At 58.5% G+C, this 26370-nt stretch carries 26 protein-coding genes; 18 read left to right on the top strand and 8 right to left on the bottom strand.

The genetic code is table 11. The features are described from left to right. Positions 1–74 precede the first annotated feature (74 nt). The 3 genes from AVCG78_RS03815 to AVCG78_RS03805 all read left to right on the top strand — a co-directional run bounded on the left by AVCG78_RS03815 (position 75) and on the right by AVCG78_RS03805 (position 2305). Entirely contained in the window at positions 75–857 is a 783-nt protein-coding gene (locus tag AVCG78_RS03815) for a transporter substrate-binding domain-containing protein (protein WP_015915506.1), read from the top strand. A 120-nt stretch (positions 858–977) separates the two neighbouring features. Further along, a complete protein-coding gene (locus tag AVCG78_RS03810) occupies positions 978–1649 on the top strand; it encodes an amino acid ABC transporter permease (protein ID WP_071204697.1) in 672 nt (223 codons plus the stop codon). Further along, positions 1646–2305, top strand: a complete 660-nt coding sequence (locus AVCG78_RS03805; protein WP_015915504.1) for an amino acid ABC transporter permease — start codon at positions 1646–1648, stop codon at positions 2303–2305. The genes AVCG78_RS03810 and AVCG78_RS03805 overlap by 4 nt, the downstream gene beginning before the upstream one ends. Before the next feature lie 10 nt (positions 2306–2315). Here AVCG78_RS03805 and AVCG78_RS03800 read toward each other — a convergent pair whose 3' ends face one another. After that, entirely contained in the window at positions 2316–3170 is an 855-nt protein-coding gene (locus AVCG78_RS03800; protein WP_071204698.1) for an AraC family transcriptional regulator, read from the bottom strand. 86 nt (positions 3171–3256) lie between these two features. Between AVCG78_RS03800 and alr the strand changes: the two genes are divergently transcribed. From alr to AVCG78_RS03760, 8 genes are all read left to right on the top strand, one after another. Beyond that, on the top strand, positions 3257–4420 hold the full coding sequence (alr, locus tag AVCG78_RS03795; protein ID WP_071204699.1) for an alanine racemase: 1164 nt from the start codon (positions 3257–3259) through the stop codon (positions 4418–4420). Positions 4421–4547: 127 nt separating this feature from the next. Next, entirely contained in the window at positions 4548–5948 is a 1401-nt protein-coding gene (gene radA, locus AVCG78_RS03790; RefSeq protein ID WP_015915501.1) for a DNA repair protein RadA, read from the top strand. Between the two features lie 137 nt (positions 5949–6085). Then, positions 6086–7111, top strand: a complete 1026-nt coding sequence (locus AVCG78_RS03785) for a UDP-glucuronic acid decarboxylase family protein (protein ID WP_071204700.1) — start codon at positions 6086–6088, stop codon at positions 7109–7111. Then, positions 7108–8082 carry a UDP-glucose 4-epimerase GalE gene (galE, locus tag AVCG78_RS03780; RefSeq protein WP_071204701.1) on the top strand — a complete coding sequence of 325 codons (975 nt, stop codon included), beginning with the start codon at positions 7108–7110 and terminating at the stop codon, positions 8080–8082. The genes AVCG78_RS03785 and galE overlap by 4 nt, the downstream gene beginning before the upstream one ends. A gap of 112 nt (positions 8083–8194) precedes the next feature. Then, positions 8195–9511: a UDP-glucose dehydrogenase family protein gene (locus tag AVCG78_RS03775; RefSeq protein ID WP_071204702.1), complete on the top strand. Its 1317-nt coding sequence runs from the start codon at positions 8195–8197 to the stop codon at positions 9509–9511. A gap of 190 nt (positions 9512–9701) precedes the next feature. Further along, entirely contained in the window at positions 9702–10313 is a 612-nt protein-coding gene (locus AVCG78_RS03770; RefSeq protein ID WP_071585314.1) for a CvpA family protein, read from the top strand. 216 nt (positions 10314–10529) lie between these two features. Further along, positions 10530–12023 carry an amidophosphoribosyltransferase gene (purF, locus tag AVCG78_RS03765; RefSeq protein ID WP_041696393.1) on the top strand — a complete coding sequence of 498 codons (1494 nt, stop codon included), beginning with the start codon at positions 10530–10532 and terminating at the stop codon, positions 12021–12023. Between the two features lie 44 nt (positions 12024–12067). Further along, positions 12068–12808 carry an SDR family NAD(P)-dependent oxidoreductase gene (locus tag AVCG78_RS03760; RefSeq protein ID WP_070167399.1) on the top strand — a complete coding sequence of 247 codons (741 nt, stop codon included), beginning with the start codon at positions 12068–12070 and terminating at the stop codon, positions 12806–12808. Between the two features lie 56 nt (positions 12809–12864). On the opposite strand, the gene AVCG78_RS03755 is transcribed toward AVCG78_RS03760, so the two are convergent. The 7 genes from AVCG78_RS03755 to AVCG78_RS03725 form a co-directional block, all read right to left on the bottom strand. Further along, positions 12865–13947, bottom strand: a complete 1083-nt coding sequence (locus AVCG78_RS03755; RefSeq protein ID WP_071204704.1) for a glycosyltransferase family protein — start codon at positions 13945–13947, stop codon at positions 12865–12867. Next, the gene (locus AVCG78_RS03750; protein ID WP_071204705.1) at positions 13944–15869 is read right to left on the bottom strand and encodes a glycosyltransferase family 2 protein; all 1926 of its coding nucleotides are present in this window, start codon (positions 15867–15869) and stop codon (positions 13944–13946) included. The genes AVCG78_RS03755 and AVCG78_RS03750 overlap by 4 nt, the downstream gene beginning before the upstream one ends. A gap of 253 nt (positions 15870–16122) precedes the next feature. After that, a complete protein-coding gene (rfbA, locus tag AVCG78_RS03745) occupies positions 16123–16986 on the bottom strand; it encodes a glucose-1-phosphate thymidylyltransferase RfbA (RefSeq protein ID WP_071204706.1) in 864 nt (287 codons plus the stop codon). 77 nt (positions 16987–17063) lie between these two features. Beyond that, positions 17064–17969 carry a dTDP-4-dehydrorhamnose reductase gene (gene rfbD / locus AVCG78_RS03740; protein ID WP_071204707.1) on the bottom strand — a complete coding sequence of 302 codons (906 nt, stop codon included), beginning with the start codon at positions 17967–17969 and terminating at the stop codon, positions 17064–17066. Continuing rightward, entirely contained in the window at positions 17966–19024 is a 1059-nt protein-coding gene (rfbB, locus tag AVCG78_RS03735; protein ID WP_015915490.1) for a dTDP-glucose 4,6-dehydratase, read from the bottom strand. Before rfbB ends, rfbD begins: the two co-directional genes overlap by 4 nt. A 54-nt stretch (positions 19025–19078) precedes the next feature. Further along, positions 19079–19642 (bottom strand): dTDP-4-dehydrorhamnose 3,5-epimerase, encoded by a 564-nt coding sequence (gene rfbC, locus AVCG78_RS03730; RefSeq protein WP_070167405.1) that lies wholly within the window; start codon positions 19640–19642, stop codon positions 19079–19081. A gap of 183 nt (positions 19643–19825) precedes the next feature. Further along, complete coding sequence (locus AVCG78_RS03725) at positions 19826–21460, bottom strand: glycoside hydrolase family 28 protein (protein ID WP_081355526.1); 1635 nt, start codon at positions 21458–21460, stop codon at positions 19826–19828. Between the two features lie 345 nt (positions 21461–21805). On the opposite strand from AVCG78_RS03725, the gene cysS reads away from it, so the two are divergent. From cysS to pip, 7 genes are read left to right on the top strand one after another with little or no spacing between them, the layout of a single operon-like run. Then, positions 21806–23215, top strand: coding sequence for a cysteine--tRNA ligase (gene cysS / locus AVCG78_RS03720; protein WP_071204708.1), 1410 nt, complete (start codon positions 21806–21808; stop codon positions 23213–23215). A gap of 58 nt (positions 23216–23273) precedes the next feature. Further along, positions 23274–23525, top strand: a complete 252-nt coding sequence (locus tag AVCG78_RS03715) for an antitoxin (protein WP_071204779.1) — start codon at positions 23274–23276, stop codon at positions 23523–23525. Then, positions 23522–23947: a type II toxin-antitoxin system VapC family toxin gene (locus AVCG78_RS03710; RefSeq protein ID WP_071204709.1), complete on the top strand. Its 426-nt coding sequence runs from the start codon at positions 23522–23524 to the stop codon at positions 23945–23947. Before AVCG78_RS03715 ends, AVCG78_RS03710 begins: the two co-directional genes overlap by 4 nt. A 3-nt stretch (positions 23948–23950) precedes the next feature. After that, a complete protein-coding gene (locus AVCG78_RS03705) occupies positions 23951–24439 on the top strand; it encodes a GFA family protein (RefSeq protein WP_071585316.1) in 489 nt (162 codons plus the stop codon). Continuing rightward, positions 24436–24903 carry a GFA family protein gene (locus AVCG78_RS03700; RefSeq protein ID WP_015915482.1) on the top strand — a complete coding sequence of 156 codons (468 nt, stop codon included), beginning with the start codon at positions 24436–24438 and terminating at the stop codon, positions 24901–24903. The genes AVCG78_RS03705 and AVCG78_RS03700 overlap by 4 nt, the downstream gene beginning before the upstream one ends. After that, positions 24900–25394: a GFA family protein gene (locus tag AVCG78_RS03695; RefSeq protein WP_071204711.1), complete on the top strand. Its 495-nt coding sequence runs from the start codon at positions 24900–24902 to the stop codon at positions 25392–25394. The genes AVCG78_RS03700 and AVCG78_RS03695 overlap by 4 nt, the downstream gene beginning before the upstream one ends. Further along, on the top strand, positions 25387–26352 hold the full coding sequence (gene pip / locus AVCG78_RS03690; protein ID WP_071204712.1) for a prolyl aminopeptidase: 966 nt from the start codon (positions 25387–25389) through the stop codon (positions 26350–26352). The genes AVCG78_RS03695 and pip overlap by 8 nt, the downstream gene beginning before the upstream one ends. Positions 26353–26370: the final 18 nt, after the last annotated feature.

Raw genomic sequence — 26370 nt, 5'->3', positions numbered from 1 at the left:
TTTTCCGGGCGGCTTTTTGCATAGTGGCATAGCAATTGCTTCAAGTTGTGCATCATATCAATCCGGAGCATCCTATGCATCGTCGTACCCTGCTTGCCCTTGGCCTTTCCCTTGCCACCTTTGCCGCCGTCCTGCCGGCCCATGCCGATGCGCTGGGCGACATTACCAAGCGGGGTACGCTGAAAGTGGCGGTGCCGCAGGACTTTCCACCATTTGGCAGCGTCGGCACCGACATGCAGCCCGTCGGATATGACATCGATACCGCAGCGCTGATTGCCAAGAAATTGGGCGTCAAGCTGGAACTGGTGCCGGTCACCAGCGCCAACCGCATTCCCTATTTGCAGACCAACAAGGTTGATCTGGTCATTTCAAGCCTCGGCAAGAATCCAGACCGTGAAAAGGTCGTGGACTTCTCCACCGCCTATGCGCCTTTCTATAATGGCGTGTTTGCGCCCGCAGATACCGCCATCAAGTCCGCCGCCGATCTGTCGGGCAAGTCGGTCGGCGTTACCCGTGGCGCGGTCGAGGATCTGGAACTGACCAAGGTTGCGCCGTCCGACGCTGTCATCAAGCGCTACGAGGACAATAACGGCACGATTTCCGCCTTCCTCTCCGGTCAGGTCGATGCGGTTGCCACCGGCAATGTCGTCGCTGCTGCGATCCTCGCCAAAAACCCGCCGAAGCGTCCGGAGCCAAAGTTCCTGATCAAGAACTCGCCCTGCTTCATCGGCTTCAACAAGAACGAACCGGCGCTGGCGGAAAAAATCAATGCGATTATCGCCGAGGCAAAGGCCGATGGCTCGCTGAGCAAGATTTCCGAAAAATGGCTGGGCGCACCGCTTCCCGCCGATCTGTAATCTTTGATCGGACGGTATAACCATTTCTGCACAATCACCGCAGCCGTGTGGCTGAGATGATTGTGCAGGCCAGATACGGCAGCAAAGCCGCATAAGTTCGCTTTGCCAGCAGGTTTCATCATGCATTATATTTTCGATTTCAGCTGGTTTGGCGAATATTACCCGATCATCCTCAAAGGGGTCGGGGTGACGGTTGAACTGACCCTGGTCGGTGGTGTCGTCGGCATTGCCTTCGGCATCGCCTGCGCCTGGGCGCGGGCCTTGGGACCGAAATGGGTCAAGCCACCAGTTGCCGCCTATGTGGAACTGATCCGCAATACGCCCTTCCTGATCCAGCTGTTCTTCATCTTTTTCGGCCTGCCCTCCACCGGGCTGAAGCTCTCCGAGATGGAAGCCGCCAATCTGGCAATGATTATCAATCTCGGCGCCTATAGCTGCGAAATCATCCGCGCCGGGATCGAGGCAACCCCGAAAGGCCAGTTCGAAGCCGGGACCGCGCTGGCGCTTCGGCCACTGCAAACCTTCCGGCTGATCATTTTGGTCCCAGCCCTGCAACGCATCTGGCCGGCGCTATCGTCTCAATTGGTCATCGTCATGCTCGGTTCCGCCGTCGTGTCCCAGATTGCCACTGAGGACCTGACTTTTGCCGCCAATTTCATCCAGTCGCGCACCTTCCGCGCCTTTGAAGCCTATATGATCTCCACTGCTCTCTATCTGTTGCTGGCCATCGGCCTTCGGCAATTGCTGGCGCTGCTCGGTCGGCAGATCTTCCCGAAAGGGGCGACACGATGATTGAGTTCACCCTCTGGGATATCGCTCGCAATCTGCTGCTGGCAGTCCGCTGGACCCTGGTTCTTTCCCTGGTTTCCTTCATCTGTGGCGGAGCGCTTGGATTGGCGCTGCTGATGCTGCGGATTGCCAAACAGCGCATGTCCCGGATCTTCGCGCGCGGCTTCATCGAGTTTTTCCAAGGCACGCCGCTGTTGATGCAGTTGTTCATCGCGTTTTTCGGTCTCGGCCTGTTCGGCATCGACGTTCCCGCCTGGCTCGCTGCCGGTGTGGCACTGACTTGCTGGACCGCCGCGTTTCTGACCGAGATCTGGCGCGGCTGCGTCGAAGCCGTGCCAAAAGGCCAGTGGGAAGCTGGCACCAGCCTGGCCCTCACCTATCGTCAGCAGATGCGGCTGATCATCCTGCCGCAGGCCATGCGGATCGCCATTGCCCCGACCGCCGGTTTTTCGGTTCAGGTGGTCAAAGGCACGGCCCTGACCTCGATCATCGGCTTTGTCGAGTTGTCGAAGGCCGGAACCATCGTTACCAACGCAACCTTCCAACCCTTCACCGTTTATGGATTGGTCGCGCTGTTCTATTTCGCCATCTGCTACCCACTGTCGCGCTACTCCAAATATCTGGAACGCCGGTTCGGCGCGGCACCGGTCGGGCATTGATCCCCTCAGCCTATCCCCGGCGAAATTGCGCCGGGGTCATGCCCATCCGCGCCTTGAAATTGCGGGTAAAATGCGCCTGGTCGGCAAAGCCGCAGGCAAAGGCGACGTCCGCAGGCGCAGCGTCCTTGGCCAGCATGGACTCCGCTTCTCGAATACGCCGAAGTGTCAGATAGGCGTGGGGCGTAATATGAAAGGTGGCGCGAAAGCTGCGGATCAAATGCGCGCGGCTAAATCCGACCAGTCCCGCCAGATGGTCAAGGCCGATATCCTCGGCAAAATTCGCATGGAGATAGTCTCGCACTCTCTCCATCGCCGTATCGGGGCGGGCAGCAGAGGAGGCAGGCGCAACAGCGCCATGGCGAGTGAAAAGAGCGATGAGTATGTCCAGCATCCCCTCTTCGGCACCGAGCATTCCATCTGCCTGCTCTATTTGCCTGTGCATCCGGATAAAGGCCTGCGCCAAGGCCGGATCCATGACGATCTGCTGGCGAAAGGACGGTGTTCCCCACGACGGTCTCTTGCTGGTCTCTTGCAGAACGTCGCACACCATGGCGACCGACGGATAGATCATCCGATAGCGATAGACCCCACCCGCAGGACTGCCATCGTGGATCTCCTCCGGATTTATCAGGTAGAGATCGCCCGGTCCGCAGACTTGTCTGCATCCCCTGATCGTGGCGATTTTCTGCCCCGTCTCCATGGCACCGATGCCAAAATGCTCATGGGCATGCGGGGAAAACCGATGGGTGATAAAGGTCGCACTCATGCATTTCATGCCGCCAAACCGAGCATCTCGCCAGAAGCGGGTCTGCTCACGAATGAGAGGTTGATATAAACTAGCGGGGCGAGATGAAAGCATGTGCATGGCCCGACAATACCATCGCCGCATCATTCCAGTCTTGAAGAAAAGTGATAGGGTCCGGACATCGTTCCTTTGCGAAAAGCTGTTTCATGTCTGCTTCTTCCTTTTCCATTCCCCCCTCCGATGAATTCCTGACCGCACCGCTGCGCGTCACCATCGACCTGCAAGCGCTGGCCGACAATTGGCGCGAGATGGCGAAGCGATCCGGCAAGGCGCGAGCGGGCGCCGTGGTGAAGGCCGATGGCTACGGCATCGGCATCGAGGATGCAGGCCAGACGCTTTACAATGCCGGTGCGCGGGATTTTTTCGTGGCGCTGCCATCGGAAGGCGCGACCTTGCGCACCTATGCGCCGGACGCCCGGATTTTCGTGCTGTCAGGGATCTGGGAGGGAATGGAACCGCTGTTTTTCGAGCATGATCTGGTGCCGGTGATTGCCAGTGAGGAACAGCTGGCGTTCTGGATGCGGGCCGTGACTGACCATGGCGATCATCCGTGCGCCCTGCATGTCGATACCGGCTTCAACCGGCTGGGCCTCAGCATGGACGATGCCTTGTTCCTGGCGACGGACGTTTCGCGCCCGGCCAGCTTTTCGCCGGTGTTGATTTTGAGCCATCTCGCCTGCGCAGATGATCCATCCTCGCCGATGAACCAGAAGCAATTGCAGGCTTTTCATCAGGTTAGCGCGGCTTTCGAGGGCATTGAATCAAGCCTTTCAGCCTCTGCTGGAACTTTACTCGGCCCTGATTACCATTTCGACCTCACCCGCCCCGGCATCGCGCTTTACGGTGGCGAAGCGGTCACGGGCCTGCCCAACCCGATGCGTCCAGTGGTCAAGGCCGAGGCCCGCATTCTCCAGATCCGCCAAGCCAAGAATGGAGAAACCGTCAGCTACGGCGCCACCTGCCAGTTGACGAGAGAAAGCCGTCTGGCCGTTGCCTCCGTCGGCTATGCCGATGGCTACCTGCGCAATCTCTCAGGCCACGGCACGGCGCTGCGCGATACCGGATTGCCGGGCGCCTATGGCTCTATCGCCGGATACCGAGTGCCGGTTGTTGGCCGCATCACCATGGACATGACGATCTTTGACGTCAGCGACGTGCCGGAAAAAGCAATTGCCGCTGGCGACTATATCGAGCTGTTCGGACCGAACATGCCTATCGATGACGTCGCCCGGGCGGCAGGTACGATCGGCTATGAAATGCTGACCGGGCTTGGCCTGCGCTACGAGCGGCATTATCTGGAGGCCGAATAAGTCGTTAGCCCTCTTGCATAGGCCCGGCATTTCTCTTAGGTGATAGCACGTATTCACTCTTTGTTCTCATTTCTCCATCCATATTGCGGTGGGTGGGATGGTACGATGCTCGCATGAAAGGCAATGCATGGCCAAGGCCAAGACCCAATTCATCTGCCAGAACTGCGGCACGGTTCACAGCCGCTGGGCTGGCAAATGCGATGGTTGCGCACAATGGAACACCATTGTCGAGGAAGATCCGATGGGTGGCATCGGCTCTGGTCCCGGCAAGGTGCCGAAGAAAGGCCGGGCGGTAACGCTGACCTCGCTGTCGGGCGAAATCGAGGAAGCGCCACGCATTCCCACGGGCCTGTCGGAACTGGACCGGGCGACCGGCGGCGGTTTCGTGCGCGGCTCCGCCGTGCTGATCGGCGGCGATCCGGGCATCGGTAAATCTACCCTGCTGATGCAGGCCGCCGCCGCCTTGTCGCGGCAGGGTCATCGCGTCGTCTATGTCTCGGGCGAAGAAGCAGTGGCCCAGGTGCGGCTGCGCGCCCAGCGGCTGAATGCCGCCGATACCGATGTGCTGCTGGCAGCAGAAACCAATGTCGAGGATATTCTGGCGACGATTTCCGAAGGCAAACGGCCCGATCTCGTCATCATCGATTCGATCCAGACGCTCTGGAGCGACACCGCCGATTCGGCCCCCGGCACGGTCACGCAGGTGCGCACCGGCGTGCAGGCGATGATTCGTTTCGCCAAGCAGACCGGGGCCACCATGGTTCTGGTTGGCCATGTCACCAAGGAGGGCCAGATCGCCGGTCCCCGCGTCGTCGAGCACATGGTCGATGCGGTGCTATATTTCGAGGGCGACCGGGGCCACCATTACCGCATCCTGCGCACCGTCAAAAACCGTTTCGGCCCGACGGATGAAATCGGCGTGTTTGAAATGTCGGACCGGGGCCTGCGCGAAGTCGCCAATCCCTCGGAACTGTTTCTGGGCGAGCGCAATGAAAAAGCGCCGGGCGCTGCGGTGTTTGCCGGCATGGAAGGCACACGGCCGGTGCTGGTCGAAGTGCAAGCCCTGGTGGCCGCCACAGCGCTTGGCACGCCGCGCCGAGCCGTGGTCGGCTGGGATTCCAGCCGTCTGGCGATGATTCTGGCCGTGCTGGAAGCCCATTGCGGCGTCCGGCTTGGCCAGCACGATGTCTATCTGAATGTGGCAGGCGGCTACCGAATCACCGAACCCGCCGCCGATATGGCAATTGCCTCGGCCCTGGTCTCATCGCTGGCTGGCGTCGCCCTGCCTGCTGATTGCGTCTATTTTGGTGAAATCAGCCTTTCAGGCGCGGTGCGACCGGTATCGCATACAGCGCAGCGGTTGAAGGAGGCCGAAAAGCTTGGCTTTTCCTCCGCCGTGCTGCCCGCTTCTTCTGTCGATCTGCCGAAACGCACCGGCAAATGGGGCGAAATTGAAAGCCTGCCGGATCTGGTGGCGCGCATTGCCGGATCGAAACTGAAATCGCGCCAGCAGGGCAATGAGGATTGAGGCAACCGGTTCGATAGCACCAGCCGCAAGCAGGTTGCGACCCTTGTCGCTCATAACGGTTGATTGCTTGTAGCCTGGAATTGACAGGGCCGGACCCCTTCCCCTACATGAACGGCAACGGACTGCAAGAGGACGCTATGGGAAAGACACGGACGGCATTGGTGACCGGCGGCGCTGGATTTCTCGGTTCCCACGTCTGCGCACGTTTGCTTGACGAAGGCTGTGATGTGGTCTGCCTGGACAATCTCCAGACCGGGCGGCGCAAAAATATCGAACCTCTGCTGACCAATCCCAAACTGTCCTTTATAAAAGCCGATGTCCGCGATCCCTTGCCGCAAGGCAATTATGACGAGATCTGGAATCTCGCCTGCCCCGCCTCTCCGCCGCAATATCAGATCGATCCGGTTGGCACGATGCTGATCAATGTGCTCGGCATGAAAAACGTGCTGGACCTGGCTGTCGCCTGCGGCGCGAGAGTGTTTCAGGCATCGACCAGCGAGATCTACGGCGATCCGCAGGTCCATCCCCAGACGGAAAGCTATCGTGGCGCGGTCAACACGATAGGGCCGCGGGCCTGCTATGACGAAGGCAAGCGCGCCGCCGAAACCCTGTGTTTCGATTATCACCGCCAGCACGGCGTTGAAATCAAGGTGGTTCGGATCTTCAATACCTATGGTCCCAACATGGACCCGCAGGACGGACGGGTGGTCTCCAATTTCATCGTCCGCGCCCTGGAAGAGGCTCCGCTGGAGCTTTATGGCGGCGGCACGCAGACCCGGTCCTTCTGCTATGTCGATGACCTGATCGAGGGATTTTTCCGACTGATGCGCTCCGACGCCTCGATCACCGGGCCTGTGAATATCGGCGACCCCGGCGAGTTTACGGTGCGGGAACTGGCTGACATCATTCTGGAAATGACTGGAAGCCGGTCGGTTATCATCGACAGGCCGTTGCCGAAGGACGATCCGCTGCTGCGGCGTCCCGATATCACCCTGGCCGGGCAATTGCTGGGCTGGGAGCCGAAAGTGCGGCTACGTGAAGGACTGAAGCGGTCAATCCCGTATTTCGCAGCGGAAACGGGACGCCCCGTCAACATAAGGGCTGCCAACGCTGGAACTGTCAACACCAGAGCTGCCAACATCAATCTGGATACATTGTCATGAAAAATATCCTTGTTGTCGGCGGTGCCGGCTATATCGGAAGCCATGCCTGCAAGGCCTTGTCCAAGGCGGGTTATACACCGGTTGTTTATGACAATCTGGTCCACGGCCATGCGGATTCGGTCAAGTGGGGACCGTTCGAGCAAGGCGACATTGCCGATGGCGCAAGGCTTGATGCGGTTCTCAGCAAATACAAGCCGGAATGCGTGATGCATTTCGCCGCCTTCGCCGCTGTTGGCGAATCGGTGACAGACCCGGCAAAATATTACAATAACAATATCCATGGTTCGGTCTGCCTGCTGGACGCCATGCGCCGCAACGGCGTTGACACCATCGTGTTTTCCTCGACCTGCGCCACCTATGGCGAGGTCAAAAGCCTGCCAATCGTCGAGGAAGCTCCGCAGAGCCCGGTCAATCCCTATGGATTTTCCAAGCTGGTGATCGAGCAGGCGCTGAAGGATTACGGCCATGCCTATGGGTTGAAATGGGTGGCCATGCGCTATTTCAACGCCGCCGGTCTCGATCCGGAAGGCGATCTGGGCGAACGTCACGACCCGGAAACCCATGCCATTCCGTTGGCGGTTCTGGCGGCCATGCGCCAGACCGAGTTCAACGTGTTCGGCACCGATTACGATACGCCTGACGGCACCGCCGTGCGCGACTATATCCATGTCTGCGATCTTGCCGATGCCCATGTCCTGGCTATCGATTACCTGCAAAAGGGCGGCGAAAGCGGCGCCTTCAATCTTGCGACCGGCAAGGGTACATCGGTCAAGGACTTGCTGGAAGCAGTGTCTGAGGCCGTCGGCGCGCAGGTTCCGATCAAATATGCGCCGAGGCGGGCTGGCGATGCGCCAGCTCTTTACGCCTCCGGCGACAAGGCCCGCAGCCTTTTGGGCTGGACGCCGCGCTATACCGATATCAACCTGATCGTGAAAACCGCAGCGGACTGGTTCAAGGCCCACCGCAACTAAGGCCGATATAACCAGAGATCGTCGATATGGTTTGACAGGAACCACAGGGCAATCCGGCCCATCGCACACCCCCGCCCATCCCACACCCTTTGACAGGAAAGCGGCAGAATTCATGAACGTTCGCATTACCATGGTAGGCACCGGCTATGTGGGCCTGGTCAGCGGTGCATGCTTTGCCGAGCTGGGCCATGACGTCATCTGCGTCGATAAGGACCCGCGCAAGATCGAAATGCTGCATCAAGGCAAGATGCCGATCTATGAGCCGGGTTTGGATGAACTGGTTCAGCGCAATGTGGCAGCCGGGCGCATCACCTTCACTACCGACCTTGCCGCAAGCGTCAAGGACCGCGATGCCGTGTTCATCGCCGTCGGCACGCCAACCGAGGCGGGTTCGGACCGGGCCGATCTGAAATATGTGTTTGCCGCCGCCGCCGAAATTGCCAAGGCTGTCACCGGCTTTACCGTCATTGTCACCAAATCGACGGTGCCGGTTGGCACCAACCGTCAGGTCTTCGAGATTGCCAAGGCCAATGCCGCACCGGATGTGCGGATCGCGGTTGCGTCCAATCCCGAATTTCTGCGCGAAGGCGCCGCCATCAAGGATTTTCTGGAGCCGGACCGGATCGTCGTCGGCGTCGATACCCCTCAGTCTGGCGAGGTGATGGAACGGATTTATGCGCCGCTGCTGCTAAACGGTAATGTTCCTTTCTTCAGCACAGGGATTGAGACGGCTGAACTGATCAAATATGCCGCCAATGCCTTTCTCGCGGTCAAGATCAGCTTTATCAATGAAATGGCCAATCTATGCGAGGCCGTCGGCGCCACGGTTGAGGATGTGGCGCATGGCATCGGTCTCGACAAGCGGATCGGCCGGGCCTTTCTCAATACCGGCCCTGGCTGGGGCGGCTCCTGCTTTCCCAAGGATACCCGCGCGTTGCTGGCAACCGCTGCCGATGCCGGGATCGACTCGCTCGTCGTGTCTTCGGCGGTCAATGCCAACAACCAGCGCAAGGCCGATATGGTCACCAAGGTGATTGAGGCCGCGGGCGGTGATGTCGAGGGCAAGAAAATCGCCGTGCTCGGCGTGACCTTCAAAGGCCAGACCGACGATATGCGCGAAAGCACCAGCCTGGTGATGCTGCCTGCCTTGCAGGCGAAAGGCGCAAAGGTCGCCGCTTTCGATCCGTCGAACCCGCATGACGCAGCAAGTCAGTTGCCCGGCGTTGAAATGACCAAGACAGCTAAGGAAGCCGCGACCGGCGCCGATGTGCTTGTGATCCTCACCGACTGGATGGTCTTCAAGACCTATAACTTCAAGGAAATCGCCAGTGTCATGGCCTCTCCTGTTCTTGTTGATCTGCGCAATATGTTCAATGCCAATGAAGCGCAGAAGAACGGCTTTTCTCACTATGTCTCGCTGGGACGGTGAGGTAGCTCCCAGGAACAGGCCGTTCGGAAGGATTTTTGGCGTAAAGTCACATTTGTGTAACAAACTCGGCAAGGATTGATCCTTCCACTGCGTGACATCGTGGTGTAAGGAGAGGCCGCCGGAACAGCCGGACCGGAAAGATCAAGAAACCTGGCGACCCCTTCGCGGCCTAGTCCTGGAGTTGAACGGAATGCCCATTACGATTTTCGACGGTATTGTCATCGGTGTCGTGCTGTTTTCAGCCGTGCTGGCGATGATCCGCGGCTTTTCACGCGAGATCCTGTCGATTGCCAGTTGGGTGGGCGCCATTGCGGCGGCCTATTATCTTTATCCTTTCATTCTTCCCTATGTGAAGAATTATACCAACGACCAGCGGATCGCCGTTGCCGCCTCCGCAGGCGGGGTATTCCTGCTGGCCCTGATCCTGATCTCGTTTATCACCTCGCGCATTGCCGACTTCATCATCGACAGCCGGATCGGCGCATTGGACCGTACCCTCGGCTTTCTGTTCGGAGCGGCGCGCGGCATCCTGCTGCTGGTGGTGGCCGTGGCCTTCTGGAACTGGCTGATCGATGCCAAGCAGCGGCCGGACTGGGTCAACAACGCCAAGTCGAAACCGTTCCTCGATGCGCTGGTAGTCAAGCTGGAAGCGGTGCTGCCCGACGATATCGAACCGCAACTGCGCGCCCGCATCCTCGGCAAACAACAGACAGCACCTGCTGAAGGCCAGGCGCCTGCCGACGATGCGCCTGCACAACCGCCAGCCCAGACACCAGGTCAGACACCCGCGCCAGCCAACTGATATCGTCCGCCTTCTGGACGTTGATAGCAGGCGCGCTTATATAGAGCTGGCCTGTCCGAATTGCTCAAGATCATCAGACCCTGCCAGGGATTGAGCCCAGGGATTGAGCAGAGACAAAGAATGAGCGCCACCCGTGATGGAAATCGGCGCTCCTCACTGCATTTCGTCACCCGTGCCCCGTACCGGCGCGCATGTATCGAGCAAAGGCTTGCTGCAATGAAACAGTCTATTTCCTCGACTTTCCTTGAAGACCTCGATGGCGACACGCTTCATGAAGAATGCGGCGTGTTCGGCATTCTGGGCCATCAGGATGCCGCAACCCTGACCGCTCTCGGCCTGCATGCGCTTCAGCATCGCGGCCAGGAAGCAGCCGGACTGGTGTCTTTTGACGGCAAGCAGTTTCACACCGAAAAGCATATGGGCCTGGTTGGTGACCATTATACCAATCCAGTGACGCTGGCAAAATTGCCGGGTTCCGCCGCCATCGGCCATACCCGTTATTCCACCACTGGCGAAGTGGCGTTGCGCAATGTGCAGCCACTGTTTGCCGAATTGGAGGAAGGCGGCATCGCCATTGCCCATAACGGCAATTTCACCAATGGCCTGACGCTGCGCCGCCAGATCATTGCCACCGGGGCCATCTGTCAATCGACCTCGGATACGGAAGTCGTGCTGCACCTAATCGCACGCTCCCGTCACAGCTCCACAGCCGACCGCTTCATCGATGCCATCAGGCAGATGGAAGGCGGCTATTCGATGCTGGCCATGACCCGCACCAAGCTGATCGCCGCCCGCGACCCGATCGGCATCCGGCCTCTGGTGATGGGCGATCTCGACGGCAAGCCGATTTTCTGTTCGGAAACCTGCGCACTCGACATTATCGGCGCGAAATTCGTCCGTGATGTTGAAAATGGCGAAGTGATCATCTGCGAGATCCAGCCCGACGGCTCGATCACTATCGACAGCCGCCGCCCGGCACGCCCGCAGGCCGAGCGTCCCTGCCTGTTCGAATATGTCTATTTCGCCCGCCCCGATTCGGTCGTCAGCGGTCGCAACGTCTATCAGACCCGCAAGGCCATGGGCATGAACCTGGCGAAGGAAGCCCCTTGCGATGGTGATGTCGTGGTGCCTGTTCCCGATGGTGGCACGCCGGCTGCACTGGGCTATGCCCAGGCCAGCGGCATTCCGTTCGAATACGGCATCATCCGCAATCACTATGTCGGGCGCACCTTTATCGAGCCGACGCAACAGATCCGCGCCTTCGGCGTCAAGCTGAAACATTCGGCCAACCGGGCGATGATAGAGGGCAAACGGGTTGTTCTGGTGGACGATTCCATCGTGCGCGGCACGACATCGCTGAAGATCGTCCAGATGATCCGCGATGCCGGCGCCAAGGAAGTTCATATCCGTGTTGCCAGCCCGATGATCTACCATCCGGATTTCTACGGCATCGACACGCCGGATGCCGAAAAGCTGCTCGCCAATCAATATGCGGGCGCCGAAGCCATGGCGAAATTTATCGGCGCCGATTCGCTTGCCTTCCTGTCCATCGATGGGCTGTACATGGCCGTAGGCGGCGAGGCCCGCAATGCCGCCAATCCGCAATTTACCGATCACTATTTCACCGGCGACTACCCGACCCGTCTCCTGGACAAGGAAGGCGAGAAAATGGGCGGCCGCAAGGTGTCGGTTATGTCTATCAACGGCTGAGGCCGGTTCTTGGCGTTGCATGAGATGATGAGGGGGAAGCGGACATGACGGTTGATCTCAAGGGACGGATCGCGCTTGTCACCGGCGCGTCACGCGGCATCGGCTATTTCACCGCGCTGGAACTGGCAAAGGCAGGCGCGCATGTGATTGCCTGCGCCCGTACGGTCGGGGGTCTGGAAGACCTTGATGACGCCATTACCTCAGCAGGTGGTAGCGCGACTCTGGTGCCGTTCGATCTTGCCGATATGGGCGCCATCGACGCGTTAGGTGGATCGATTTTCGAGCGCTGGGGCAAGCTGGATATTCTGGTTGCCAATGCTGGCGTGCTCGGGACGATTTCGCCCGTTGCCCATGTCGAGGCCAAGGTGTTCGAAAAGGTCATGACCATCAATGTCACCGCCACCTGGCGGCTGATCCGCTCGATCGATCCGCTGATCACCAAATCCGACCAGGGCCGCGCCCTGATCCTGTCCTCCGCCGCACCGCATAAATGCAAGCCTTTCTGGGGCCCCTATTCCGCATCCAAGGCTGCGGTTGAAGCCTTAGCCCGCACCTGGGCTGCCGAAAACCAGCGCCTACCGCTCCGCGTCCTCTCGATTGACCCCGGTGCCACCCGCACGGCGATGCGCGCCCAGGCCATGCCGGGCGAAGACCCTGATACATTGCCGCATCCCTCAGAAGTCGCCAAAGCCCTGTTGCCACTGGTCGGGCCGCAACAGACGGAAACAGGCAAGCTGTTTATCGTCCGGGAACAGAAGATCGTCGATTATCCGCCCTACGGCTGACCGCGATTGCGGACAGCCTGGACGGCTGCGATCTTCAAAAATATTGAAATAGATTTTTACGGCAATAGCGGCTCGAAAGTCGTCCCCATCAGGGCCACTTTGCTGCGAATCCGCTCGGCTCCTTCGGCTCTTTCCGCGGGATTATCGATCAAGCGGATGATTTCTGCGATCCAGGCAGCCTGATCATAGGGCAATCGAGGTTGTGCATCATCAGCCTCGGCGCCATAGGCCAGGCCTTCTGAGAACAGCCCTGCCGCACCGAGCCGGGCGACATCGATGAATTTGGTGCAGGCCCGGCTGTCATTCGCCTCGGACGGCGCCAAGGGCACCAGCATGATATCGACCTGCGCCCTTCCCGCGTAAACCAGATATTGTGGCCAGGACACTGGCGCCTTCACCGTTACGCGGTTCATGTCTTTCCAGATCGTGCGCGCCTTCTTGCCCGCGAACACTTCGAACACCGCCTGGGGGCGCTGTTCCAGCACGGTCCGGATGACCGGCTTCAGGAAGTGATGTTCCGCCACATGCACCCCCGTGGCGTGATAGGCAACCACCACCTTGTCCTGGTTGGCGGCGCTATCCGCCCTCCCATCGGCAAGTAACCGGCGCTCCCAAAGGCTGATGGGAGGAGCAGGCGGCAGGATACGGGCCTTCGGTTCGCCAATCGCCTGGAACAATTGCGGTGTGGACAGCCAGAGAATGTCGAGATGGCGGTTCAGGCGTCGCAGCGGATAAAGCGCCCTAAACCACAGGAACAGGCTATAGGCGATATCGGCGTCACGGCTGGATATGACGGCATTGATGTCGTCATCCAGCAGCAGACCGACACCGGCGAGCTTGTCAGCATGGGTTTCGATCCAGCGCAGCAAGGGCCGTGACGCATAGCGACAGATCACCACAAATGCGCCGTCGGGGTCGAGTGCGCCCCCGTCAAGCTTTCTGATATCGTGAACCTGATAGGGAGGCATGCCCTCTGCACTCAACCGGACGGGCAGATAATAGTCGAACGTGGGGTTTGGAACGCGACCGAAGACCAGAACCGACTTGACTGGGCGGCGCGGCTTTCCATCCGCTTGGTCCCGCAGCCGGGGTCGCGGCAAAACCTGCTCCAGAACCGGCCAGTACCAGCGTTTTTTCATCGGATGCGGCCACTCCTTGCCGACAGGTCACGCGGGGCCGCTTCCAGCACGAAATCACCAGCGCTCAGCGAACAATTCGGATTGTAGCAGGGATCGTTGTCGATCACCTCGGACCAGCGTTCGAACATTACCTTCTCCTCCCCGGCAAAGCGCAGCCGCTTTTCGACGGTATCGTCCCGCCCACGCGATACGGATTCACGATGAACAAGGCGTGCATGAGGCGTCCAGACGATATCGAGACCAGCGCGGCGCAGCTTCAGGCAGTAATCGACATCGTTGAAGGCGACCGGTAAATTCGCTTCGTCCATGCCACCCACCTGTAACCAATGGCTTTTGCGGGTCAAGAGGCAGGCCGCCGTGACGGCGGAAACATGGCGGCGCTGCGCAAGCAGGCCATAATCCTCGCCACCGTCAGGATCATGAAAATGGAAACTGTGGCGGGCGATGGACCCCGCCCCCAGCGTGACACCGGCATGCTGGACAAAACCATCGGGATAGAGCAACAAGGCGCCGACAGCCCCGACTTGAGGATCATCCAACTCGGCATTCATCTCACCCAGCCAGTCGCGCTCCAGCGGCTCGACATCGTTGTTGAGCAGCAGAATCCGATCATGCCGGGCCTGATCGACGCCGAGATTGCAGGCTCTGGAAAAATTGAAGGTGCCGGGCATCGGCAAGCGCCGCACATGGCCTTCCGCCTCGATCCTGTCGAGAAGTATGCGCGTCGCATCCTCCTTGCTGTCATTGTCGATGACGATAATGTCCAATTCGCCATGATCGGTTCGACCCAGCAGGCCATCAAGACAGGCTGAAAGAAGATCCGCCCGGTCCCGGGTTGGAATGATCACGGTGACAGGCGGGCGAGAGCTGCCCGGTCGCAGCAAGGGCCGCGATAGCGTGAGAGCCGGTCGCGGAGAGGATCGGTGAGCCAGAACGCGGGGCAGATGAAGAATGTCCCCCGCTGCTGCTGCCTGGATGACGAGTTGGTTCGCATCGAAACTGGTGAAATCGACAGGTTGCGGTAGGCAGGCAGGACGCAAGAGAACGCAGTCCATCGGCAGCCAGCCGGTTTGCACCAAGGGCAGATTCCAGGCCGGTTTGAACAACGGCACAGCTGGCTCACCCTTGCGGGTAGTCTGGTCCTCGTCGCAATAGACCCCCGCCGCCTGTGGGTGACGGATCAGGCAATCCGCCATCCATTGCAGCGCCAATGGCGACAAGGTGACGCCAGCCGGCACCAGCAGCCAGAACAGATCCTTCTCTGTCGCGCGGCTTGCCAGGCCACCGGCCAGGCCCTCCAGATCCACAAATTCAACTTGGCGATAAGTCTGCCGATCAAGGCTTTTGCGCGTGACGGATCGCCCCTCACCCGCTCCCATAACACTGACCAAAACGAGAGGCGCAGAGCTGCTAGAAATGGCTGGCGGCCTGTCCACCTCATCGCGCAGCCGAAGCCAATCCTGATAGCGGGGAGACGATAAGGCCTCGAAATGCCGGAGGAACCGGAACGTCGCACCCTTGACGTTTCGCGCCGCCAGCAAGCGGAGCAAGGTGCGTGCGGTATGGGGCCAGCGGATCAGCACCCGCAGGACAGCTTCGGCGATGGACAGCGTGCGGATCGTGACGGTCGGTTGCCGAACTGCGTTGACCCGGTCCTTTGCCGGTGTCGCGACGACAGCAATCGAGTCCAGATCGTCGGGCATCCATCCCAGGAAGCGGCCAGAGTTTTTCACGATCAGCGAACGCTTGAGAATGGCTGGAACCCGACCGGGACGATGAAGCAAGAGACGCGACGAAGGCCCAAGGCAGCCATCGGGATCATGGACTGAAATCATCACCGGCTTATCGGCCAGACGGCGGGCAGCCGGACCCTGTGCGGCGCATACCTGCGCCAGCTCGGTCGAATCCTGTCCATCACGCACACTGATCTTCAACGCATCACACCACCGATAAGACCATTGGATGCGCTCCACAGCCGATACAATATTTCACCGGGCCTCACTTTTGAAACGCCAACACCGACCGCAACGAGACCTCTGCCCGCGTTTTACCGCATAAACCTTAAATCAAAGTCGATTTGAGGAAAAAATTATGCAGCATATATAAACTGTTACAGCGCCACACCCTCTCAGGTGCGTGGCGCTGTATTGCAGATACGCGTCCGGTTTAAAAGCGTTAGAGCACTTTTTTCAGCAGATATTGCCCATAAGCGCTCTTGCCATATTGCAGGCCGAGCGTCTCCAACTGCTGGGCGTCGATGAAACCGAGCCGATAGGCGATCTCTTCCGGGCAGGAAATCTTGAAGCCCTGACGGCGTTCCAGCGTGGCGACGAATTCCGAGGCGTCGAGCAGACTGTCGGGCGTGCCGGTATCCAGCCACGCATAGCCGCGGCCCATCTTCACCACGTTCAGCCGACCGCGTTCTAGATAGACCCGGTTGACGTCGGTGATTTCCAGCTCGCCACGCGCCGATGGCTTCAGGTTTGCAGCGATATCAACGACATCCTTGTCGTAGAAATAAAGCCCGGTCACGGCCCAGCTCGAGCGCGGCGCCTGCGGCTTTTCCTCGATGGAGATGGCCTTCAAATCCTTGTCGAATTCGACGACGCCGTACCGCTCGGGATCATTGACGTGATAGGCAAATACGGTTGCCCCGTCATTGCCGGCAACTGCACTTCTGAACAGGTCGTTGACACCATGGCCATAGAAAATATTGTCCCCGAGGATCAAGCAGGACGGATTAGAGCCGACGAAATCCGCGCCGATAATATAGGCCTGCGCCAGGCCATCCGGCGTTGGCTGCTCGGCATAGGTCAGCGAAATCCCCCATTTCGACCCATCACCCAGCAGGCTTTGAAAGTTCGGCAGATCCTTCGGTGTCGAAATGATCAGGATATCGCGAATCCCGGCCAGCATCAGCGTCGAGAGCGGATAATAGATCATCGGCTTGTCATAGACAGGCATGAGCTGCTTGGAGGTGACTAGCGTCATGGGATGCAGGCGGGTGCCGCTGCCACCGGCTAGAATGATACCCTTCATTTATAAAACTCCTGACACGTCATTTGTGTTCGTTGTCTTTTGAGGAAAGCTGGCGACCAGTTTTCCCTAGACAAACTCTAAACTGCGGCTGGTCGGCGTAACCGGTCGATGACCAGTTGCGTCGATACGCGCCAATCGGGGATATCGATAGCATGAACTCTGGCCAGTTTGGCGCAATCCAGCCGGGAATTCGCAGGCCGTTTGGCGGGCGTCGGGTAGGCGCTGGCCGGGATTGGATTGACTTTGGCCGAAGGGCCGTTTTGCTCAGCCGACAGCCTGAAGATCTCCGTTGCAAACTCCGCCCAGCTCGCCTCTCCCGTTCCCGTCATATGGAACGTGCCGCGCAGATCGGCGGCCTTGGACGACAGCAGGTTATCAGCCACCTTCAACACCGCATCGGCAATATCGAGCGCCGAGGTCGGATTGCCAATCTGGTCGGCGACCACGCCCAGTTCATCGCGGGTTTCGGCCAGCCGCAACATGGTCAGCAGAAAGTTCTTGCCGAACGGGCTATAGACCCAGGCGGTGCGCAGGATCGCGTGGTTATCGGTTTCAGCCGCCACCCGGCGCTCGCCTTCCAGCTTGCTGCGGCCATAGACGCCAAGCGGCGCAACCGGATCGGCCTCGTTATAGGGCGAAGCCTTGCTGCCATCGAAGACATAATCGGTCGAGATATGGATGATCGGGATATCCAGCGCCTTGGCAACCCGCGCCAATTCCCCCGGCCCTTCGCCATTGACCGCAAAGGCCGCGGCCTCGTCGGTTTCGGCCTGGTCGACCGCGGTATAAGCGGCAGCCGAAATAATCAGGTCGGGTTTCGCGGCCAGCACAGCCGCTTCAATCGTCGCGGCATCGGCCAGATCAAGCTGTGGCCGACCCAGGGCGACCAAGTCGATATCCTTGCGATCACTGGCTTTCTCAAGCACCGACTGCACGACCTGTCCGGCCAGGCCCGTCACCAGATAGCGCTTCACGCCGCTCATTTGCTCGCGGCTTTCAGCAGGCCAAGACGGCTACCGTCATAGCCCTGGCGCAACGGCTCCCACCACCAGCGGTTTTCGAGATACCATTTCACGGTTTTCTCGATGCCGGTCTCGAAATTTTCCTGAGCCTTCCAGCCGAGTTCGGTTTCCAGACGTGTCGCATCAATGGCATAACGCGCATCGTGGCCGGGGCGGTCGGTCACATATTGGATCAGCTTCTCATGCGGTGTACCCGACGGATGCAATTCATCCATCAGCGCGCAGACGCGGGTGACGACGTCGATATTGCGTCGCTCATTGCGTCCGCCGACATTATAGGTTTCGCCGATCTGCCCACGCTCGGCGATGATATCAAGCGCCCTTGCATGGTCTTCGACGTAAAGCCAATCGCGGATATTGGCGCCATTACCGTAAACAGGCAGAGGCTTGCCTTCCATCGCGTTGATGATCATCAGCGGAATAAGCTTTTCCGGGAAATGGAAGGGGCCGTAATTGTTGGAGCAATTCGACACCACCACCGGCAGGCCGTAGGTGCGCGCCCAAGCCTTGGCGAGATGGTCGGACGCCGCTTTCGAGGCTGAATAAGGAGAGCTTGGATCATAGGGGGTGGTTTCGGTAAACAGACCTTCATCGCCCAGCGAACCATAGACTTCGTCGGTCGAGACATGCAGGAAGCGGAAACCGTCCTTGCTCGCACCTTCCAGCCCCTGCCAATAGGCCCGGGCGCATTCCAGCATGGTGAACGTGCCGAGCACATTGGTCTCGACGAAATCCTTGGCACCGGTAATCGAGCGATCCACATGGCTTTCGGCGGCCAGATGCATGACGCGGTCCGGCTTGAAGCTTGCAAAAGCCGAGGCAATCGCCTGGCCATCGCAGATATCGGCCTGAAGGAACCGGTAAAGCGGATTTGCCTCAACCGATTTCAGCGAGGTCAAGGTACCCGCATAGGTCAGCTTATCGACATTCAGGACGTCATAGCCTTTTTCAAGCACCAGATGGCGAACAACGGCCGATCCGATAAAGCCGGCACCGCCGGTTACAAGTACGCGCATGATTTTCGATATCCCCTAGCGTTCATAGAGCTGACAGGTAATAAGCAGAGATGCTTAAGGCCGATAGACGAAATTCGTCTCAAGCTCGCTCAGTTTCGGCTGCTTCTTGTCCTTGTCAGACAGAATGGCATTGTCCTCCGTCACCGGCCAGTCGATCGCCAGAGCCGGATCGTTCCACAACAGGCCCCGGTCATGATCCGGGCTGTAATAATCCGTCACCTTGTAGCTGATCACGGTATTGGGCTGCAATGTGCAGAAGCCATGGGCAAAACCCGGCGGCACCCAAAGCTGGCAGCCGTTTTCGGCAGTCAGTTCGGCTTTGACCATCTGGCCGTAGGTCGGCGAGCCCTGGCGAATATCGACAGCGACATCCAGCAAAGCGCCAGCCGCACAGGACACGAGCTTGCCCTGCGCCCTCGGGTTCAACTGGAAATGCAGGCCGCGCACCGTGCCGACCTCGGCCGAAAACGACTTGTTGTCCTGAACGAAGGTGAAAGATCCCACTTCGCTTTCAAACAGGCTGGCACGGAAGGTTTCCATGAAATAGCCCCGCGCGTCCCCAAACCGCTTTGGAGTGATCAGGAAAACACCCGACAGCTTCGTTTCTTCAAACTGCATTCTTATCCCTTTGAATTAAGCCCCTCGCGCAGTTAACAATCTCGATCCATCAGAGCAAGTAAAATGCTAGGTGCCCACGGTCTTAACCGGAAGATTATGACGTTATTCGGACAGTCCCTGTGACCAACTGCCACCATTGCAGGCAAGCGTTTGCCATTTACGTCTCTTTACGACACCATCCGCTCAAAACGGCGCGCCCTCTAAAAAGCTCGAGAACGGTACGAAGGCCGACGAGCAATCGAGCGGCGGAACCGGATCTTCTTCACTGGCATCCACGAGATTGACAGTTTTCACCCGGCGCGCTGGATCTGCCTTCAGAAGGTTGGCAAAGCTGACCGGACCAGGCCCCAGCGTGACATGCGCATTGAGCGGCGGATCTTTTGCCGCCGGATCGGCAGAGCCGACCAGGAGCGGTTGGGACCCGTCGAACTGAATGGTATCCAGGAAAAGGCCAAGCGGCTGATAATGCGCATCATCCCTGATGCCACGCAAAACCACATGGCCACCGCTGCCGGTCGTACTGCCTGTGTAACGCAGGTTGCGCACCGTGATGCCGGAAAAATCCGGGATACGGTCGCCGGTTTTGTCCGAGTAGCGAGTATCGAACACCAAGGGAAAGGCGACATTGCGCATGCAGACATCTTCATACAGCACATTGGTGACCTTGCCGCCGCGCGATATGTCCGACTTTATCCGCAGGCCATTTCCGTTGGGACTATCATGGCCATCCATCACCAGATCATAGACATGGATACCGTCCACGCCGGAATTGGTCTCGGAGCCGATCGACATCCCGTGGCCGTAATAGAACCGGTTATGGGCAAAGGTCATCCGCGTCGATGGTTTGTCGCCGCCCGCCTTGATCGCCACATGATCGTCGCCGGTGCTAATGGCGCTATAGGCAAGCACGACTTTCGAGGACTGGCCTGGATCAAAACCATCGGTATTCTTGACCGTATCGGGCGTGAAACAGGTGGCGGGCGTCAATTTGTCAGGCGTGGTCTCCGGCGGGCAAGCGTAATCCGGGCGAGTATAGACGGCACTGGGGCTGAGGATCTTGATCCCCCAGGCGGTCAGGCCCGTCACACCATTGCTCACCACATGAAAATTCGGGCTGTTCAACAGCGTAATCCGGTGCAGGGTAAAATTCTCGCCACCATCGATTTCCACCAGCCGGAACACATGCTGGATCAACCCCTGCTTGGATTGCCAGGCCACATCCCACCAGGACCGCTTGCCAGCATTGTCGCCCGATAGCAGCAGCGAACCGCCGCGTCCATCAATCCGCCCCTCACCGACGATGCCAGCCCCTTTGGTGTCCTTGGCGATAATCAGCGGCTTGCAGGTCTTGGCGGATGAGGTATTGGCCGTGCCGCAATCGCCAGCACCGCTGTCGTAATCCTTGGGATCGCGGGAGGCAAACAGCGTCACACCCTTGTCGATCCACAGTACGACGCCGCTCTTCAAGCTCAGCGGTCCACTCAAAAACGCATCCTGTCCCTCACCGCCGGGCACGAGCTTGACGGCACCGCCCGCGCAGCCGTCAATGGCAGCCTGCAAGCGCATCTGGTCTGGATGGGGGGCCTTGCCATCGGCATCGGCATGGTCGAGGGAGCCGTCCTTGGCCGTCAGGCCAGCCGTCAATGTCGTGCAGAGATTTGAGGGAACCTCCGGCGCGGTCACCGACCCCCATTGGGTGGCAACTGCCGGCTCCGCCGCCCAGACAGTAACCGGCGACAGGGTGCAAATGGCGACCGCGCCAAGCATCCGACCTAAAGCAGACCGTTGAAACAGGCGGGCAAAAACAGGTCCGGGCATAGGCTTATCCTTCAGCGGCGGCATGTAAAACAACAGTTCGCGCCCATCTTCAAACGGGTGAATGGCCCGAAATCAAGGCCGCAGCGTGCGCTTGTCGATGGGATAAAGCAAAAAATTTTCACCACTGCGTAAAAACCGGCAGAGACCGACCAGAAGGCGCAAAAATCCGTTGACCAAAAACCGGGGCCGGGTCATAAAGCCAGCCATGAAAACGAGCACCTGCATTATCTGCTGGATCATTATTCGCTAGCGCATTCGCTGGCCCGGCCGTTTTCGTCTCTTGTAAAAGTCCTAGATGACAAACGCTTCGGTCCAGCCGGGTTTATACACGTCTGGGAGACTGACATGGCCGAGGGCCTCAAGCTTTACAACACACTGACGCGCAGCAAGGTTGATTTCACCCCAATCGACCCCAAAAACGTGCGCATGTATGTCTGCGGCCCAACGGTTTATGATTTTGCCCATATCGGCAACGCCCGGCCCGTGATTGTGTTTGATGTGCTCTACCGGCTGCTGCGTCACATCTATGGCGAAAACCACGTCACCTATGCCCGCAACATCACCGATGTCGATGACAAGATCAATGCGCGGGCGCTCCGGGACTTTCCCGATCTGCCGCTGAATGAGGCGATTGCCAAGGTGACGCAAAAGACGGCGGATCAGTTCCACGCCGATGTGGCCGCACTGGGTAACTTGCCGCCGACCATCGAGCCGCGCGCCACCGACAATATCCAGCAGATGATTGACATCATCAAGACGCTGATTGCCAAGGGCCATGCCTATGTGGCGGAAGGTGAAGTGCTGTTTGATACAACATCCATGGCTGCTTACGGCCAGCTCTCCAAGCGCAATCTGGATGAGCAACAGGCAGGCGCACGCATCGCTGTCGAGGCCCATAAAAAGCACCCCGGCGACTTTGTGCTATGGAAGCTCTCAAGCCATAACGAACCCGGCTGGGAAAGCCACTGGGGCCGAGGCCGTCCGGGCTGGCATATCGAATGCTCGGCCATGTCAAAGCGCTATCTGGGCGAGGTTTTCGACATTCACGGTGGCGGACTGGACCTGATCTTCCCGCACCACGAAAACGAAATTGCCCAATCCTGCTGCGCCAACGACACCAGCGTGATGGCCAATGTGTGGATGCACAATGGCTTCGTGCAGGTAGAAGGCAAGAAGATGTCGAAGTCGGAAGGCAACTTTGTGACCATCAATGAGTTGCTGGATACTAAAAAATTTGGCAACCGCAAATGGCCGGGCGAAGTGCTGCGCCTGGCGATGCTGATGACGCATTACCGGCAGCCGATTGATTTCAGCATCTCACGACTGGAAGAGGCAGTCCGTATCCTTAAAAGATGGAATTTGATTGCTGGTGCATACAATCCCAACATTGAAGCAAGTGTTGATTCAGAAGCTCTGGATCTATTGTCCGACGACCTGGATACGCCAGCTGTCGTGACAAGGCTGCATGCACTTGTGAAGAACGAAGATTCTCCTGAAACCCTTGCAGCAACGCTGAAATTTTTGGGGCTTTGGTGGCCATCAAATGAATGGAGAAAATACGATCATCAAGCTGATGATACATTATCCGCCGCTATCGACGCCCTTGTCGAGATGCGCCTTGAAATGCTGAAGACCAAGAACTTTGCCGAGGCCGACAAGATCCGCGATGATCTTCTGGCCAAAGGCATCCAGCTCAAGGATGGCAAGGATAAAGACACCGGCGAGCGCGTGACCACCTGGGAGGTCAAGCGCTGATTTGCATGGTGAAGATCACTGGCATATGCTAAGGCCTATGCCAGTGATGGAGGCAAATATGAGTGTGGAGCAGGAAAGACATGTGAGGGTGTTCAAAAACGGTCGCAATCGCGCCGTTCGCATCCCCGTGGAGTTCGAGTTTCCGGGCGATGAAGTGATCATGCGCAAGGAAGGCGACCGGATCATTATTGAGCCTCTCAACGACAAGAAGCAAAATCTGATCGAGTGGCTGCGTAGTCAGCCGCCTATCGAGGAGGATTTTCCCGATTTTGATCTGATTGAACCACCGCCGAGACCAGTCGATCTATGATAACCGCGCGCTACATGCTCGACACCAATATTATCTCTGATGTGGTGCGAAATCCTATGGGCAGGGCGGCAGACGTTATGCATGGCCTCAACCGTGACGATATTTGCCTGAGTTCAATTGTTCTGTCGGAAATCCTGTTTGGCATACAGCGCAAAGGCTCCGAGCGGCTTACTCGTCTGGTTGAAGGGGTCTTGGAAAGGATCGCTGTCATTGCCTATGATGATTTGGCGGGCCGTCATTATGCTGAGATTCGCACCACCTTGGAAAAACAGGGAACACCTATCGGCGCAACCGACCTGTTCATCGCCGCCCACGCGCTGTCGCTGGATATGGTTCTGGTCACCAACAATACCCGCGAATTTGCCCGTGTATCCGGGCTGAAACTGGAAAACTGGCTCGAAACCGCAACAGAGGGACAATAGGCCATGGCAGAAACAGTTTACACCGGCGGCTGCCAATGCGGAGCCATCCGGTTTCGCGTTGAGGGCGTGCTGAAAGATAGCTCCATCTGCCATTGCCGCATGTGCCAGAAGGCGTTTGGGGCCTATTATGCGCCGTTGGTGTCTACCCGTGGCGCGCAATTGAACTGGACGCGCGGTGTGATCAAGCATTTTCAATCATCCAATATGGTCAAGCGCGGCTTTTGTGATGCCTGCGGCACGCCGCTGACCTATGATGCACCCGACGGGGTTGCGGTGTCGGCTGGGGCGTTTGATGATCCATCTATCCTGCCCCCGACTATTCAATACGGTATTGAGGGCAAGGTCGGCTTTGTCGATAAACTGCATGAATTACCAAACCGCAATACCGAAGAGGATTTGCAAAGCACTGCCTTTCTGGCGCAGTTGATCTCCTACCAGCACCCCGACCACGACACCGAAAGCTGGCCCACCACAAACGGAGCAAAGCCATGAGCGAGATTTTTTCCGGCGGCTGCCAATGTGGCGCGGTGCGGTTTCAAGCGGCCAAGCTGGGACGGCCTTCCATCTGTCATTGCCGCATGTGCCAAAAGCAATTCGGTGGGTTTTTTGGCGCTTTTGTCTCCGCTGATCAGGCGCATCTGACATGGACACGTGGCCAGCCGAAATTGTTTCGCTCTTCGAGCAAGGTCAAGCGTGGCTTTTGCGAAAAATGCGGCACACCGCTAACCTATCAGCATCCAACCGGAGTTGAGATTGCTATCGGTGCCTTTGACAATCCCGCCGCCTTTGAGCCCGCCATTCAGGTCAATCACCACAAGCGCCTGCCGTGGATCGACACGCTGTTTGAAACGCCGATCTATACCAGCCCGGAATACGAAGCCTTCTTCGACTCCATCGAATCCTGGCAGCACCCGGATTTCGACACCCAAGTCTGGCCGGTGGAGGATGAGGCATGAAAGGTCAAACCTTGCATGGCGGCTGCCAATGTGGCGCAGTGCGCTACACGGCAAAATCGCCGATTGGCAATCCGCATATCTGTCATTGTCGCATGTGCCAGAAAGCGTCGGGCAATTATTTCCTGCCGCTTGGCTCGGTCAGCCGTGACCTGTTTCAGCTGACACGCGGCGCGCCGCAGTGGTTTCAGTCCTCTGATCTGGTGCGGCGCGGCTTTTGCGCCGCCTGCGGTACGCCGCTGTTTTTCGACATTCCCGAGGCGGATTTCATCAACATAACGCTCGGTTCGCTGGATGACCCGGCCAGCGTCAAGCCCGTTGAACAGGCCAATCTGGACAGCAAAATGCCGTGGTTTGCAGCCCTCGACACCTTGCCGGTCGAGGCCAGCGAAGCCAATGCCGACTGGCTGGCGAAAGTGGCAGGCGCCACCCACCAACACCCGGACCATGACACGAGCGAGTGGCCAACCCATATGGGATCTCCCCATGACTGAGTTGCGCACCCTCTACCCTGAGATCGAACCCTTCGAGACCGGCGATCTCGATGTTGGCGATGGCCACGTCATCCATTGGGAGCGGGTCGGCACCAGGGGTGCCAAGCCTGCGGTGTTTCTGCACGGCGGACCGGGCGGCGGCATCAATCCCAGCCAGAGGCGGGTGTTCGATCCCGCTCTTTATGATGTGATCCTGTTCGATCAACGCGGTTGTGGAAAATCCACGCCGCATGCCCATCTGGACGCCAACACCACCTGGCATCTGGTCGCCGATATCGAGCGCTTGCGTGACATGATCGGCGTCGAAAAATGGCTGGTGTTTGGTGGCTCCTGGGGCTCGACGCTGGCGCTGGCCTATGCGCAGACCTATCCCGAGCGGGTCAGCGAACTGGTGCTGCGCGGCATCTACACGCTGACCAAGGCGGAGCTGGACTGGTATTATCAGTTCGGCGTCTCCGAGATGTATCCTGATCGTTGGGAGCATTTCATCGCGCCCATTCCGGTTGAAGAGCGCCATGACATGATTTCCGCCTATCATCGCCGTTTGACCGGAGAGGACAAGGAAGTGCAGCTCGCCTGCGCCCGCGCCTGGAGCCAGTGGGAAGGCGCGACGATTTCGCTGATCCCTAATATCCAGCAGATCGAAAATTTCGGCGAGGACCATTACGCCATCGCCTTTGCCCGGCTGGAAAACCATTTTTTCATGAACCGGATCTGGATGGAAGACGGGCAATTGCTGCGCGATGCCCATAAGCTCAAAGGCATTCCGGGCGTGATCGTGCATGGGCGCTATGACATGCCCTGCCCGCTGCGCTATGCATGGGAATTGTCAAAACTCTGGCCGGATGCCGATCTGCACATTGTCGAGGCCGCGGGCCACTCCATGAGCGAACCGGGTATTCTCGACCAATTGATCCGCGCCACCGACTGTTTTGCCGGAAAAATCCAGAACACATAAAAATTTGCCTTTGGGAGG

The sequence above is a fragment of the Gillisella vitis genome, assembly GCF_021559775.1.
In the GTDB taxonomy this organism is placed as follows: Bacteria; Pseudomonadota; Alphaproteobacteria; order Rhizobiales; family Rhizobiaceae; genus Allorhizobium; species Allorhizobium ampelinum.
Note: the sequence above shows the minus strand (reverse complement) of the source record. Positions and strands in the feature narration are given on the sequence as shown.